Consider the following 15,629-nt stretch of genomic DNA (forward strand, 5'->3'; position numbering starts at 1 on the left):
GTGAATTACCTCAGGTATGTAAAACTCCAACGGGCAAAAGGCAAAACTTGACCCTAGTCACTTATAGTTCTCTAAATTATATGTCGCCAGTTGATTATGCCAATCTAGCGGCCTAAACATAGAAAACTTCATCGAGATAGTGCTATTAATCTTGGGGAAAGGTCATAACAAGTTTAAGTCTATATATGCTTTGTTTCATAATGGGTTAAGTTTGGCTTTGGTATATCAGCCCAGAGGTGGAAAATGCACGTAACAATTGTTAATGAACCAAAAGAACCGCTCCCAGAAAAAAATGATTATCGGCTGTTAGTAAAAAATGGCTTAAAGGTAGTTGAGAAGTATGACACGTCTGATCAGGTTTTTAGTAATAGTGAGATATTTAGCACTAGTATGAGAGCGGTTTTTGATGGCTTACAATCTGCAGACGAGATGAACTGGTCAGGTGACTACATAAAGTTATATCACTTTCACAACCAAATAATTAATAGACCCAATATTAACGACATCATAAATGGTGAAGCTCTACCATGCAGTAAGCATAATCAAGTCTGTTATGTTTACAGCAATTTAAGAGCTACTTTAATTCAGTATTACTTAGGCGATTGTACTAAGTTGGATCTCCATAATGCTGTCGTTCAGCTCGAGCTCTGGGCATCAAAAGTAAAGACAAATGACGAGTTTGACGACCAAGTACGTAAATACATACGGTTATCTAGAGAAGCCCTGAAAGGTCTGTCCCCTTACTACATAATTAAGTTTAAGTTCGCATTCTCTCTTCCAATACCTGATGGTGAGTACGAGGTTAACACCCAACACTTGCAAACATTCACGGTTAAATCATTTTCAGACTCCACGTTAGTCTCAAAAGTCGGTGACAGATTTTTCTCAGAGATATCACTAAAGATGACTGGGTATACTGTTACTGATAGGCATTGGTGTGGACCATGTATTGATGGGCAAACGGAAGTTCATACAGATTTCTGTTTAAATTTTATCAATGAATTAATATTAAAGATCAAAATTGCAGAACCTACTGTGAGAATAGCGGAGTTGGCCGAAGATGATCTCGGAAACGTGTCCATTGAGCAGTATACACATAATAATGAGCGCCTAAACAGTACATTACATTTCAGTATGGGAAGCTTATCTGTCGCGAGCATTCTGTCGAAGCAAGTCTTAAACCCAGAACAAATCGATAATGTTTTAACTAGCGAAAGTTTGCGTCTTTTTGAAAAGCTTCATGGCCAAGCTTGTATTGCGAGAGATAGAGGTGAAGATGTTAAAGCCTTCTATATATTGAATTCTGCTTTGGAGTCAGCGATTGCATACTATTTAGATAAACTGGCTAATGAGTCGCAAAAGATGCCAGAATTGACTGAATTTTTAGAAGGGCGTTCTAAATGTTTGGACTGCGAACTATTCACTGTGTCTGAATTGCAAGAGCCACCGCATGGGAATATGGTTCCTTCTATATCGGCACAGATTAAGTTTCTAAGTAATATATCGACAGTAACTGGTGCTCAAAGAAAAAGGCTTAACTCTTGTGTTTATAAAGTGAAAGGGCAGGATGTCAGAAATGATTTAGTTCATGGGAGGATAGCCACTGTACCTAAAGATAATTTGTACCAAGCATTTGAAGCGTATGTTTCTTGTGTGGATATATTGAGTGTGTTGACGCCTTTGGAAAACAACTAATGCAAATGGGTATTAAAGAAAGTGACTAGGCTCAGGTCTTGCTTTTGGCCCCATTAGCTTAAGTATTCAAAAATCAGAATTCCATCATTCGCTCTGATACAAGTTTGTCTGATACAAGTTGCAACTCATTTGGGGGACAGAAATGAGTTATATGTTTAGCTAAACACAGATTAGTAGAAATAAGGCTATCTCTACTAATCTGTGTTTCAGTTCCACAAAGAGAGCGCAAAAGTCTTCGACTTTACTATTTACTCTGATTCATTGAGCAAATCCTCAAGATAATGAAAAGGAACTGGATATCGGTAGCAGCGACAAGCTGTTAGTACCAAAGGAGCCTTACCTTTAGTAACGGCTGACATACTCTTGAACGAATCAGCATTGACACACTCTTGCTTTATGTGTTCTAGCGCTGCGCTTCCGTTCATTGGAAAGTTTGTTGATGCTGAGCCATGCGTACTTGAGTTAGAGTACATATCTTGTTCACTACTTTGGTTTGGATACCAATACTGTAACGTGCTATGTGTAAGTCTATTTTTGATAAACTTTTCCAAATCTTGGCTTACTGAATCTAGTTTATACAGAGAACAGAAAACAGCTAACAGCGGGTATAAGACACTAGCCTCCGTAACTCTATTCTTATAGTTGCTGTTGGTCTTATCTTTATTTCTATGCTCAAGCAACTTTTCATAAGAGTTGTGCACGATTGGATACATACCATCACACTCGAAAGTGAAAATACACTTATCGACCACCCCCGAGAGCCAACTCCGCACAAAACCATCAAGTTCTGAATTATTTGAAAGTAAAGTTAAAGCTAAACCAAAATCAATTGCCTGTGAGTCTTTGTACGGAGACAACAACATTGGATTATTAACAGCCAAAAGATTAATTGCACTAGTTACGTCTCTGAGGCGAAGCCGTAATCTTTCCTGCTCTTCACTCTCCCCATCTGTTGGTGGTTTTTTAGCATAACTCTTAGAGAGTGAATCTAAAATCCAATGACCTTTGACGGCCAAGCGTCCTAGTACATCAAACAGCTTAAAGTTTACATCAATAGGACATGGCGAATGAACCGCATGAGAGAGCGCGTATTTAAGTCCAACATATGGAATTAAACATCGGTCCACATAACAGTCAGTAATTTGTTGATACGTATCCAAAATACTATCGAATGATTTTGAGGGCTTGTTCCTTCCTGTGTAGTGGCCTTTAACTTTATCCCAAGCCAGCAGTATTGCTCGCTCCGATGAAAGATATGCAGCTTCTAAATTCCCACCGTCACGACACCATGAGAATAGAACCCATAAACAAACGTTAATCCGAGTTATGGATGATGCAATAGAGTCGGCATCAGTGGCATTTGACAAAACTTCATCAATCAATAACGAAAAGTGTTTGCTTGAACTCTCGGGCTCTTCAAGTAAAGCCAAGGACTTTCTTAACAAAGCTTGGCTGGAGCTAGGCAGCAGTTCCTCCTTCAGCAAGTACTGTTGAATAAGCTCTGAAAGCTTATCGCCATTCCACTCTTCAAAAGAAATATTGTCTCGCGTATTCCTCTGTTCATAACCAGAGACCTCCTGTCTAATCCCTGAGTTAACATCTCCACCAAAGCATAAGCAGATGACTATTTTTTTATCCCTATGTTCAGGCGGTAGGCGACTAAGGATAAATGAGTCTTGAATCTCATCTAATGAAGGTCTAAGAGCTTGGTCTGCACTCCCATTCCAAGTCTCACGAGTAAGGTTTCCAGACTTAACAGAGAACAAATAAACTTTTTCTTCCTGATCATTTACTTGTCCCACAGCCGCTATATCAACACCGTATTCTTTGACTCCACGAGTAGGTGAAATGAACACATTCATCCCCATACTGCTCAATAGTTCAGGTAATACTGCATCCAGTTCCTGACGCTCCCTCAACGAGGCTAAATACTGCTTAAGAATTAGCTTCATTTTTAATTCTCTCACAACGGTAAACTCGTAAAATATAATCTAGTGACTCTGGATCTAAGACATTTAACCTTGGCATTTCAGTCGAATGGGAAAAAGAATGCATTTGCATCTCTTGTCGCACTTGCTCTCCATCTCCCAATTGCATGTAATAAATTGAGCTATTGCCATACAAGAGGGTCTGCTTCGTTGCTATCAGATCGATAAACGATCCTCTTGATGCATCTTCGTAGGCTGCCTGCATACTCTTGTTAGATTCTTTCCAATAAACACTTATATTTTCTCTGGGTGCCATCAACTCTTTTAGCCCAGAGACTTTTTCAATATCAGAATGATAAGCCTGAAGCTTACCCAGCAACCGCTCACATGGTTGTGCTTGAAAGCCTTTATCAATGCACGATTGGAAGAATCGCTTAAGCTCCCCTGGATAACTTAAAAGCAAGGGGTCATACAAAATCTGTTCAAGCTCTTTACGAGTAGTTCCCGAAGCAGTTTCGTAAATAGATAGAATGAAGCTTGCCGCCGCTATAGGCCGAGTAAACAGCCAGCCAACAGCCTTGTGACTAACAAACACTTGCTTCACTTCATCACCTAGCAATACCATTTCTGTCTCTAACTCGACATCCTTGCCCGTAAAGTCATGAAGTAGATCTGAAACACCATGACAAAGTGAGTAATCACCAGACAAAAACCACTTTGTGACAATATGATTAAGTAGATCGCGATGCTTGCTCAGTAGTTCTCTGGAAAAGTAATCCAGTTGGGAGAACTTCACGCTCACAGTCAAAATCGATTCCAATAAATTCAAGGCAAGGGAAGAGGCTCCCTTCTCGACTAGATTGACCAATAAATGATCGACATTGTCTATGATGCCTTTGTGCTCAGGGGAGATATTGGCGAACTGCTTTAACAAAATCTTTAGAACACCCTCTGGTAAATCAACTCTCTGAAAGGCCACAATATCTGATATCTCATAGAGAACCTCTGGAGGAGTCCCCTCAACAAACGTAAGTAGGAACTCTTCAATCTGCGGCCAGTAAGATGGGAATGCATCACCAAAGCTAATTATTGCCCGCAGTACCGAAGCACAACAGCCACTTTCACGTTCACCATTTCCACTAAGTAGTTCCCAAATGATATTCGCCTGGGCTTCACCTACATCAAGCCTCCCCAAAATATAATAGGCTTGGCTTCTTACCATCTCATTTCTATCAGCGATCAGGTTTTCTGTCGTTTGGATAGCATCGGTTACACAATCTGAGTCGTATGCGAGGATTGAGCTGGAAAGAAACGGGGCATATGCACTTAACTCTCTTTGTGCAAGGATAAATTCAACACTATCTCTGGGACGCTGTGCTTCTACGCTACAGAAACGCTGAAAAGCCCCGTAGACTCCACCAATAGCCAAGTCTCTGCCAGCCTGTTGCGTTAGGTGTAGCAGGCAACGGAGGACATCTTCAATATTTGCATCTAATGAAGGTAGTGCATTTTCAAAGGCATGTAGAATTGTGAAAAAATCGTGACCACTGGAGCTTTTATCAACTCCTCTTACTAGCTCGACAAGATCAATAGCTCCTGCGTTGTGCAACTGAGACAGCGCATCTTTCAAGAACTTCTCTTCAGACCGTATTTCCTCGATATACAGATCATTAACCTGAGAAAGTAGCTCTTCTGCCGTTTCGCTTGCCGCTAGTAACCGCGTTTTTGTTTCTTCTAATGACATTCTACGTCCCTTACTCAACAACCATTAAGCACTTTGCTGTATAAGGGCAATTAGGTCAAATTAAAAGGTACTTAAGCTAAGGGCTAGAGATGTTCTAAACCGTTTCGGGGCAGAAACTTGCTAAGAGAGCGGTTAGTCTAATGCCCGATCTCGCTTCCACATCGCATCCACCTTCAGATATATGTTATCTAGAAAAACGTAAATAACAGGCAGTAGCGGCTTTTTGACATAATCCAAAAGGCCGCATTTTTACATCAGTCTATATCGCTTCTAGCAGCATCAACTGCTAGCGAGTCCGCAATCTCATTCCCTCTGACACCTGAATGCGCTCTGACCTTTTCCACTTCGACGTACTTGTCTGCGCGAAGCGCATCGACTGTCTGCCACAAGCGGCTATTTTTAATCGGGCTTTAATCCGCTCTATGCCAGTTTTTCTTCTTCCAACTATCACAATGTCTGAAGGCAGTGAAGCCAGCAAAGAAAAGTAACTTCACCAGCAGCGGTAAAAAACGACAATGGGGAGCGTAATTGCTCCCCATTCTTTTTGTATCAACACACCAGTTTGAAGATATATGTTATCTGTTAAAAAAGCTTATCCACGAAAAGCGATTAATAACAAAACAGGGAGACCTGTTAGCCACACATTAGCCAATAGAGTCGACAGTCTATATATAGGATAATCAGAGCCATAAATAGATTGGATGCTTTGACGCCACTCTTGAATCTCTTCCTTCGGTATTCGCCAACCGTACCTAAGCATGAGGTATGCGTACCATATGTGACTTGTAGAACTAGCAAACACCCATGAAAGATTACTCTCTAAAATAAATTTAGCTCGTTCTCTAAACTTAGATGGCGCACTATTCACAATGCTATGAAGCATCTCGTACTTTCTCTTCCGAAGCTTAATTGATAAGTAGAGATTCAAGATCAAGTATGGGAACCCGCCTACTACTAGCAGTAACACTCCAGCTTTAATCACTAAGTCAATCAAAGATCATTTCCTCAATAACTTTCCCTGTATCGTTCGAGAGTTCTCCTCCATACATTCCCCAAATAAAAGATCCACCAGCGACCAATGCAATTGATAGTCCTCCAGTAACAGGTATAAGAGCGATTCCCCATCCTATAGCAAGTCCACCCAAAACGTTTGTCAGGCCTGACGTACTATTTCTAACAACACTCCGATTGCAGGTTTCCTCAAACCAACCACTCGTATTGCATGTCTTTGCTACATCCACAGCATTACCATACAAGCCTGCCCCAATCACTAACCCATTGGCAACACCCAAAAATCGACTGAAAGACATAGCTTGCTTATACAAACTAGTCATCTCAATGCCCGACAGCGCCTTAGAGAAATCTTTCGCGCGATACAATTGTCGCTTACCGACATTAAGGTAGTCATTGATACGCTTCGCCTGAACATTTTTAATGTAACCTGGCTTACCAACCTCCGAAAGAATAGATTTCATCTCCTTTTGAAAGTCTCTCGCTTCTTTTCGCCATGACTTGTAATCAGGGTTAGAATAGAGAGCCTGCCCTGATAAGCCTTTGGTTTTCTCTGCAATATAGCGTGAATATTCGGCAAATGACTTCATCCGGTTGCCAAGCTTATCTCCTTGAACCTGAGCTCCAGCAACTACGGCTCCAGTTCCTGCTACTATGTGATTTAAGTTAAAATCGCTAAGTTCTGTTGAAGCAGATTCACCTTGGTAAACATCTAGGCCGGATGTCGCCGCAACGAGTAAAGCATTGGTTGCCGTTTCATGATGCTCTGCAAACCATTTCTTCTCTTCACTGGAAAGCTTCAAAAACTCCGTCATAAGATCATTAGCTTGTTTGATCGCTAATTCTTCATCTGGATGTTTTTCTACCCATGGCGACACAACTAAAGGCATCCCTTCAATAATTTGGCTAAAGCTACGTTTGAGGTGAGGATTCGATTTGAATACATGGTCAATAATCGCCTTATCTTTTGATAAATAGGTTTCTTGCGCAAAATCTTCCACACTCATTTTCTTATCGGCGAAGACAAGATATACATCATCGACATCCTGATGAGAGATTTGTGCCAAGTTAGCCACGACAAGGCCATTATCCAGAACAGTCTCGCTGCTGATAGGTTTAACTGATGTTCCCTGAAAATTACCGTTGTAAGCATAGTGAGTGTTTGCAGCTTGATTGTATGTCTTGGGCTCCACTGGCGGTAAATCACGTTGAACTATTTTGGTACTATCAAGATCTACAGGCTGTTGAACCGTCAGCCTATCTCCGACTTTCAATGACATCGGGTCGGCATTGTACTTCGGATTCAAATCAAGCAACTGTTTCGCCGACAAACCATATTGCTCTGCAATGGCTACCCATGATTCCCGTTGGTTCGTGTTTGAGTCTGTCCTAACAGTATGCGTTTCTGGCTTGCTCTCTGCTTTCTCTGTTTCCGCTGGTTGAATGGCTTGTCTTTCTGCGACAGGCTGCTTGGGCGCAGCAAGCAATTCGTTGATATCGAGCTTAATTCCATGTTGCGCAAACCAGTCATCATTGAGGTTGTCGAGCTCTTCTTGGGTAATTTGCTGTTCAAGATAAATCAGATGTTGGTTTTCAACGTCTTTACCTTCGAGCTTCCAGTAGACCAGAATGGCACTTTGATAAACGTTGTAGCCTTGCTCATCATTGAGCTGCTCGTGGGTGGAACGTGTCGCATAGAAGGCCCACTTGCCATTTCCTAGCAACTTGTACTCTTGAACTAAACGGCCATTGTAAAAATGATAGTAGTAACCTTCTGTTGGTAATCCCAAACGCTCACCAAGCTGCACTGAAGGTACAACTGGGATAAAGGCTTCTCGCACTGCACCAGAGCCTATAGGCTTTACCTGCACATTGTCGGTGACACTAATTCCCAGAGCATTGGACGCTACTTTAGCGACTAATTTTTTCGGTTCATCAAAGGCGGTATGGGCGGTATATTTTGTACCGTGCTCGGTTGCCTCCGTCTGCCAACGGCCAATCAGGGCTTCTTGTTTGGTTTTCGCCAATTCAAACGCATACCCCACGCTTTTTCTCAACGTCTCATCCGAGCAAGCCACTTCAAAGCAATATTCGTATTGCAGTTTTGGTGGTGCATCTGAGGTATCGGGTTTGACGGGCTCAGGAACATAGGTTTCTTCAATGTTAGACACATAACCAGCGGCGCTTTGAGTGGGCGCAGCACTGCCCGCACTACCGCCAGACATTTTCGTTCTGGAAAGGTAGGCACTTTTCGCTTCTGGCGATAACACCTCTTGCCCTTCCGCCGACAAGCTCCATGATTTGCTCATGCCGTCTCTGAGCATCACAGGCTTAGAAGGGGAATCCGTCAATAGTGCTAACTCACCACTTTTCAGCTTCTCCATAAAACGGGAATAGCTCATCCCCTGAGGGAGTGCTGAGCCTAACGCTCTTTCGTCCAGTCTTTCTATATCACCTTCAACCTGCCCAAACTCATATGCCATCAGTTCGGTTAACCGTACCACTCGATAACCCACAGTTAAATCCATCCGCTACTTTCAATGGGTGTATTCTACCTAAGCTGCGGGAGTTGCAGGATTTATAACCATAAGTTCTGTCTACCAATTGCAGACATTGTGATTTTCACCCAGTGGAACCAAACCTATTGATAATGACTTCATCATTAACCAACGTATCCCAAACAAAAAATAGGGCATAGCTTGAGAGGTGTTACCCTCCCAAACTATGACTTCTTGTATTAGTCAGCTTCCGCCGCTTCAACCGCCAACAGGTCAGCTCTTTCATTCCCTTCAATACCCGAATGTGCTTTGACCTTAAATACCTCGACGTACTTCCTAGAACTCAACTCGTCCACTTGTTGCCAAAGCTGGCGGTTTTTAACCGGTTTCTTATCCGCTCGACGCCAACCTCGGTCTTTCCAATCGTCCATCCAGATATTGAAACCTTTCACACAGTAATCGCTGTCCGAATAGATAACGTCCCCATCTTCTGCGTATTCCAATGCTTCAATTAAGGCCAGTAGTTCCAGCTCAGCATTGTCGGTTTTTCGATTGATGGTAAAGCTCTCTTCATGAACAATCTCATTGTCTTCATCCATAACCACCAGCCCAATGCCACCTCGTGTACATCCGTGTTGGTTGTTTGGTGCAGCGCCGTCTACGTAAATTGAATAGCTCATTTCTTATCTCTCTCTAATTGTAAAAAAGGGCGCATGACTTTGCTTAGTCAGCGCCCCGTTGATGATGTGATTTGATGTTTGTGTTACTGAAAGGATTCTTGGTTGTCTCGCAGTGCTAGACGTTGCTCCATCCATTCCTCTATTTCACTTTCGACCCAAGCCACGGCACGTCCACCGAGTGGGACACTCTTCGGAAAATCGGTTTCATCAGCCATGAACTTGTAGATAGTGGAGCGGCCTAGCCCTGTCAGTGACATCACGTCTTTAAGTCGTAAAAATCTCATTTTCACTGGGAATCGTCTCCTGCTTTGTATATACCCATGTGATAAGCCGCCACTGTAAAAAAATGCAGTCGGTCTACTCCAAGCTAGAGCCAAAGCAATAACGCTTTTCTTCCCACGCTTCAGCAAGGCTGCTCATCCGTTTATAGACGCAGTTCTTTATGTCTGTATCTGTGCTCTTGCAGCGTGTACCCAAGCTATAATTCCCTCGGTCGTTCAACTGGACCATTGAGCGCTCATTACCTTTGTAGTGCTTTTTAATCGCTTCTCCCCAAGCTGTTTTCAGATGCCCCACAATTTCATTACGCTTGTCCATGGAAATAGCATCACCAAAATTCTGCTTATAATCACTAAACAACATCACTTGATAATGGTGCGAAGGGTTATCCGCTCGCTTACGCCACACGTAATGCAACGAATTGGTGTTCAGCTTCTCTTTCAGGATTTCAAAGTAGTCCTTAAGGGTACTGAGATCAGTATCTTGATGATCTTTAGGCAGGTATAAGTCCAAACGTGTAGCTAGAACGGTTTCAAACTGACTGAGTGCCTGTTCAAAGACATCGACCATTGAGGTCAGTGCTGATTCGTATAACCCCTTGTCGCTGTAATACAGCGGGTAATCTTCAAAAGTTCTATCAAGGGTAATGCTTGGGAGGTAGGTTCTATTCGCCATGAGTAATACCTTTTGTGTGTTAATGACATAGGCATTACTCGCTCTGTATTTTTTTAAGGTGAGTCGTGACTGCAACCAAAGCTCTTGTTGAAGTGATCGTTCCGGTTGGCAATGGGCTTCGCAAGACGACTGATTCGATAGAAGAATTCGTTTAACTGTAACGGGAACGTTTCTGTATCGGAGAATAGTTCAAAGCCCTCATTAGTCGCGGAATACGCTAATCCAGAGCATGGTTGGCTGTAATAAGCTTCAACCACCCTATCCCATGTCTTCCTCACTTTTTTGTAGAGAAAACGTCCCCAACTCTCTCGACCAGTGCCTAAGTTTTGAAAGAGATCCCTATCAAAGAGCAAGATAAGATGATGGTGCTTGCTGGTGGATTCGCTCGCCTTCGCCCAAATATAGTGAATGACCGTTTGCTGGTATTGATAAGTTCTGTCGGTTTATTTGTCTTTACAGAGCTCATTAGTCTCCGATTCCAAAATACGAAAGAAATGGGCAAACACCGCTAGGTAATCACCCTCAAAGTCACTCGGTAGGTTTAGGTTGATGTGAACAGCATAGATTCTTGGATATTGGTTTAGTGCTTCTTTCAGCACTCGGTCTATCTCCTCTAGGTATTCGAGGACGAGACCATCCTCAAAGTAGTAGAGTGGCTTCCCATTGAAGGTTCTGTCATGAGTGATGGTATGGGCTCTTTGATGAGCCACGTTAAGTTGATGAGTCATGATTGGTTCCTGTGGTTTGTTGTGATTCCCACAGGAACTGTTTCCAACGTAATTTTTAAGGGGATTAAGAGCTAGTAGCGAAGTTTCTCATAGTCCCTCCGTATACCTTTGAATTAGGTTTAGCGAAATAACACACCCTTTTGAATAGCTCATTCTTCGATTGTGCAATATCTGATGCTTTCAGGTTTAAGCGATACACACCATTCTTGCAGAAATGAACTAGTGCTGGTTTCTCCTGTTTGATTGCACTGCACCATGCTTGCTTAATCAAGTCGGCTAGAGAGCCGTCTGACGCCCCTACATCCCCGAGTTGATAATAGATATCTTTGTTCAGGAAGAGTGCAACGTGGTAGTGGTACTGCTCAGAGGTATTCTTCTCTTTTGCCCAGATGTAACTGGTCTTGTTCTTTAAACCCCTTCCCCAGCTTTTCTCTTTACGTTTTATATCTACGTCCAATTTGGCATTTAGGGATTTGAAGAATCGAGTGATGACTTTCGAATCTGCATCATCGAAATCTTCGGGTAAGTGTAGGTCTATCCGAAAGACGGATAGCCTAGGATGATACTTCAATGCTTTCTCTATCAATTGAGAAATCTTGTAGAGGTAAAACTTACGATAGAAGAATCGTTGCTTTCGTTTTGTTGGTTGAGGTAGGTCGTAGTTGTTGAATTTGTCTTCAGATGTGTACTGGTGATTCATGGTGTTGTTATCCCTATTCGTGTGTCTCTCATACACACAGGGAGTAACGTAAATTTTAGTAGTTGGTAGTTATGTATATTACCTATACCAACATATCTCATGACATCGAAACGGCCTTGCCACAAAAACCAATCCCCTTTTTATAAAAACAGTAGTCTTTTTACGCAAAAATCAAAAAAACAGACTTAAGGATACAAATAATCATGTTTCCTTTCACTCGAAACTTATCACCTTGGATTTTCAATTCATTAAAACACACACACTATAACCAGAGGATGACATCCCATTCAGTTTATATCAAATCGTTAATTTGATTATCTATCAGATATGCTTTATATTAAATCCACTCAAAGTGAAAAATAACTTATGTCATATATCAGATGTGGATGACCTGTCCACTTTTTGAACACTGCTAAATGACATTCGAAATTATCGATCCTGAGTTTAATCTGAAACCTTATAGAAAAATCAGCAAAAAACCCACCACCAACCAACATAAAACCCACAAATTATAGTTGTAAAACTATCAATTCTCCTACATTTCTCCTACACTAGACCGACAAAAATCTTGCACAAACGAATGACCATGAGTACTAGAAGATATTTAGAGCTGATCAAAAACTCATCAGAAGAAGATCTAAAACTTTATATTTATATAATTAAATGGGAATTAGAAAATAAAAGAGATGAGGTGATTGATTTAAGCAATAGGAACAAATCAAGCCTACAATTAATATTAAAAGAATTAATTAGAGACAAGCTCGATATTGAATATAAATACTTAGAAGGAGATGATTTAACTGAATATGAAAATGAAGATTTGGATGATTTCATTAGCTCTTTATTTTCACGCGCTCAGCAAATAAGAGGAGATATTAGTAAACAGATAGAATGGTTATCTGAACCAAGGCCACTATATTTTTTCTCAGTATTGATGCGCGCTGTTATCAATAACAACATTACTGACTTGTCTTACCCTGTAACATCAGTTGACTTCAAAAAAACAAAAATTGACTTTAAAACAGCAAAGTCAACAAAAGATACTGATACTGATACTGATAAGCACAAACTCAGTAAATTCGCTCAAATGGCCTTAGACTATGCCAACCAGCCACATTTCCTTGCAGCTCTAAAAAACATTTGTCCAAACAAAACATCACCAGCTCAGGATAGTATCGCCAGAACACTTGAGTATATTGCTGTTTCTTGTCATGTAGACGACCAAAGAGTAATGCTAGAAATAATTAATGATATAGAAAGTCTCTACCAATTGAGTTGTCGTTACGTAAACACAGAGTGGAACGTGTTTAACTCAAACGATGAAAAATTGAACGCTTGGTATTACCATTACTTGATGAAAAAGTATCCAGGAACCGGCTTAAACACAACTAATGATTCCATTAAACAAAAACATACCATTATGTGCATTTTTGACGTACTTTGCGCAACAACCTCACCTGATGATTTGAGTGAAAAAAGTAGCGAGGTTACAACATTTAAAAAAGTTGTAAAAGAACTCACTGATTCGTTTTCAAGAAAAGCTAAGTCTTCATCTTCACAAAGCAACGCCTTCAAAACTAAAGAAGAAAAAACACTAACATTCAGTGAGGTGGATTGGGCTAAGTTGATCGAGCTTACTGGCAGCGATGGAAAAAATGAGATTAAGGCCAAGCTTAAAAAGTTGATCGATAGAGAATTGGAAAATCGAAAAAATGCTAAAGAGGGCAATGTAGATCAAGATTCCAACGACAATCTTCAAGCAACTCAAACTCACCAAGAACAGCAAGATGATCGTTTTTTACGTCGTTTTTTCTCTAAAGAAAGAAAATATGCTGATCTGTTGTAGTCAATGAAACGGCAGAACAACATAGTTACGCTTTCATCCAAAACAGTGGAGCGATTAGGTTCAGGCTAATTGCAATGTGATCTAGCCAAGATTTTTCGTAAATCACTCTGATTTTGAAAGAACGATGCTGTTGGTTTCTCCGTGATGTACCACCAAATGTACCAATAAATAAAATACAAACCAGTAAAATTTTTATTTAACAATAAGTTAAAATACAAAATTGAGTCTGGGAGGGCACCAAATTCTTGAAGGTTAGTAAGCGTAGTGTTTACTAACCTTTTTTTGTACCTAACGATTTTGGGTCAGGTAAGCCCCGCTCACGCACTCTTCTCTGTCTTCTTCCAATACTAATCCGAATACTACGCTGTTGCCAAATGTGCCCTTCTGGCTAATAAAACTCTCTCATAGAGAACAAAGAGAGGTATTAAACTCGCAAACCAACCATAAGTAACTTAAATTGCACTTATAGATAATTTCTTATACAGCCACCACAAAAGTGAATTATAGTGAACTTATATGTTAAGACGAACCCAATAGCGACAAAAGTACATTAAAAGGCACTTATGAAAAAAGGCAAGATGGTAAAGGCACAACCTATGCCTGATTTGAATACCGAGTTCAGTATGGAAACACTAGGGAGCGCCATTCGCGCAAAGCGCACCGATAGAGGCTGGCGTATTGATGATCTCGCTTCAAAAGCCAATTTATCTCGTAGAACAGTCATGAAGGTAGAAAAAGGCGATACTAGTGTCACCTTTGCCAATGTACTCGTCCTCATGGATATTGTAGGACTGTCGTTACGCCTTATCGACTTAAACCTATTTGTTCGTCCACATAGCCAAATAACCTCCCAAGCTGAAAACAGCGTGAGAAGCAATGAGGACGGTTGGTATGAGTAAGTTACAACAGTTAGACGTGTTTATCGGTACGAATACCAAAATTGGTCGTTTGATTCTTCCTGTCGGAACAGAAACAGAGTTCTCATTCATCTATGAAGATGAATGGAAACACACTGGTTTCCCGATTTCGCCACACATCCCTTTCGATGATCGGGCTTCGCCACGTAGTATTGAGAACTACCTCAGAAATCTCCTTCCTGAAGGAGAAGCCTTTGAGGAGATGATACAAAACACCACTATCTCCAAAAGCAACACGTTCGGGCTGATTCGTAAGCTTGGTGCGGAAACTTCTGGCGCACTATCTTTTCGAGTTCCAGGCTCAGAACCTGGGGAAACCAGCTTTAGATCTGTACCTGATGATGAACTAATAGAACGACTAGAGCGAAATCTAGGGCCATTAGTTTATTGAATGGTTAATGCAGGAGCTATAGTAAACAATTTATACATTATTATTGGACAGGAACGCGTTTCCGAAAATCGAACATTAGTAATTGATGAATAACTTTTTATAGTGCAAAGAGTGTTCTTTGAGTTGCGTTAATAGTGCGTACTCTGTGATTGGATTAATGTTAAATGCTCGACGGTCAGTACAATAGCTATAACACTGACCGCCACTGAAAGGCTTGTTTAGTAAAGTTAAAAATCACTTGTCAGGTAAAGAACTACTTGTTTGCTGCCTTCTGGGTGGAATCTTAATGTAGCGTCGACATTGTTTATTCTTTCGCGTTCTCTGAAGGCATGAACCTGTTTGAGTTCTTTGAGTAGATACGTTCGCTTTGCATCGTCGAATTTATCACCATCTTCAGCAAACCCTATTATCTCCATTTCTGGATCTAACTGCTCTAATGCTTTCATCATTTCTTTAACTTTCATTTGGCTAAATCCTTTAATTTATTATCCGATAAATTGTTAGTTGGTTGTATTCCCCACCAAAAAAACAATACCA

Annotated in this window: 11 protein-coding genes and 3 pseudogenes; 4 read left to right on the plus strand and 10 right to left on the minus strand. The window is 41.0% G+C overall.

The window, feature by feature from the left end; translation table 11 throughout:
* Nucleotides 1-243 precede the first annotated feature (243 nt).
* Nucleotides 244-1,695 carry a hypothetical protein gene (locus tag HGG78_RS03225; RefSeq protein ID WP_172532070.1) on the plus strand — a complete coding sequence of 484 codons (1,452 nt, stop codon included), beginning with the start codon at nt 244-246 and terminating at the stop codon, nt 1,693-1,695.
* 248 nt (nt 1,696-1,943) lie between these two features.
* Here HGG78_RS03225 and HGG78_RS03230 read toward each other — a convergent pair whose 3' ends face one another.
* From HGG78_RS03230 to HGG78_RS03270, 9 genes and pseudogenes are all read right to left on the minus strand, one after another.
* Nucleotides 1,944-3,647 (minus strand): hypothetical protein, encoded by a 1,704-nt coding sequence (locus HGG78_RS03230; protein WP_172532071.1) that lies wholly within the window; start codon nt 3,645-3,647, stop codon nt 1,944-1,946.
* A complete protein-coding gene (locus tag HGG78_RS03235; protein ID WP_172532072.1) occupies nt 3,631-5,367 on the minus strand; it encodes a hypothetical protein in 1,737 nt (578 codons plus the stop codon). Before HGG78_RS03235 ends, HGG78_RS03230 begins: the two co-directional genes overlap by 17 nt.
* A 254-nt stretch (nt 5,368-5,621) precedes the next feature.
* A pseudogene (locus HGG78_RS03240) lies at nt 5,622-5,816 on the minus strand (RNase H family protein); the annotation flags it as partial.
* Between the two features lie 537 nt (nt 5,817-6,353).
* Complete coding sequence (locus tag HGG78_RS03245; RefSeq protein WP_172532073.1) at nt 6,354-8,906, minus strand: LysM peptidoglycan-binding domain-containing protein; 2,553 nt, start codon at nt 8,904-8,906, stop codon at nt 6,354-6,356.
* Between the two features lie 209 nt (nt 8,907-9,115).
* The gene (locus HGG78_RS03250) at nt 9,116-9,556 is read right to left on the minus strand and encodes a ribonuclease HI (protein WP_005496785.1); all 441 of its coding nucleotides are present in this window, start codon (nt 9,554-9,556) and stop codon (nt 9,116-9,118) included.
* Nucleotides 9,557-9,639: 83 nt separating this feature from the next.
* The gene (locus HGG78_RS03255) at nt 9,640-9,840 is read right to left on the minus strand and encodes an AlpA family transcriptional regulator (RefSeq protein ID WP_001211741.1); all 201 of its coding nucleotides are present in this window, start codon (nt 9,838-9,840) and stop codon (nt 9,640-9,642) included.
* Nucleotides 9,841-9,913: 73 nt separating this feature from the next.
* Complete coding sequence (locus tag HGG78_RS03260) at nt 9,914-10,510, minus strand: YagK/YfjJ domain-containing protein (RefSeq protein ID WP_172532074.1); 597 nt, start codon at nt 10,508-10,510, stop codon at nt 9,914-9,916.
* A gap of 53 nt (nt 10,511-10,563) precedes the next feature.
* Nucleotides 10,564-11,238: pseudogene (locus HGG78_RS03265) on the minus strand (inovirus Gp2 family protein).
* Nucleotides 11,239-11,302: 64 nt separating this feature from the next.
* A complete protein-coding gene (locus HGG78_RS03270; protein ID WP_172532075.1) occupies nt 11,303-11,938 on the minus strand; it encodes an inovirus Gp2 family protein in 636 nt (211 codons plus the stop codon).
* Nucleotides 11,939-12,524: 586 nt separating this feature from the next.
* Here HGG78_RS03270 and HGG78_RS03275 point away from each other — a divergent pair.
* The 3 genes and pseudogenes from HGG78_RS03275 to HGG78_RS03285 form a co-directional block, all read left to right on the plus strand.
* Nucleotides 12,525-13,784: a hypothetical protein gene (locus HGG78_RS03275; protein ID WP_172532076.1), complete on the plus strand. Its 1,260-nt coding sequence runs from the start codon at nt 12,525-12,527 to the stop codon at nt 13,782-13,784.
* 563 nt (nt 13,785-14,347) lie between these two features.
* Nucleotides 14,348-14,683, plus strand: coding sequence for a helix-turn-helix domain-containing protein (locus tag HGG78_RS03280; protein WP_172532077.1), 336 nt, complete (start codon nt 14,348-14,350; stop codon nt 14,681-14,683).
* Nucleotides 14,676-15,089: pseudogene (locus HGG78_RS03285) on the plus strand (HipA N-terminal domain-containing protein); the annotation flags it as partial. The gene HGG78_RS03280 and the pseudogene HGG78_RS03285, both read left to right, overlap by 8 nt.
* A 230-nt stretch (nt 15,090-15,319) precedes the next feature.
* Here HGG78_RS03285 and HGG78_RS03290 read toward each other — a convergent pair.
* Nucleotides 15,320-15,556 (minus strand): hypothetical protein, encoded by a 237-nt coding sequence (locus HGG78_RS03290; RefSeq protein ID WP_172532078.1) that lies wholly within the window; start codon nt 15,554-15,556, stop codon nt 15,320-15,322.
* Nucleotides 15,557-15,629: the final 73 nt, after the last annotated feature.

The organism is Vibrio aestuarianus, from assembly GCF_012395185.1.
GTDB lineage: Bacteria > Pseudomonadota > Gammaproteobacteria > Enterobacterales > Vibrionaceae > Vibrio > Vibrio aestuarianus.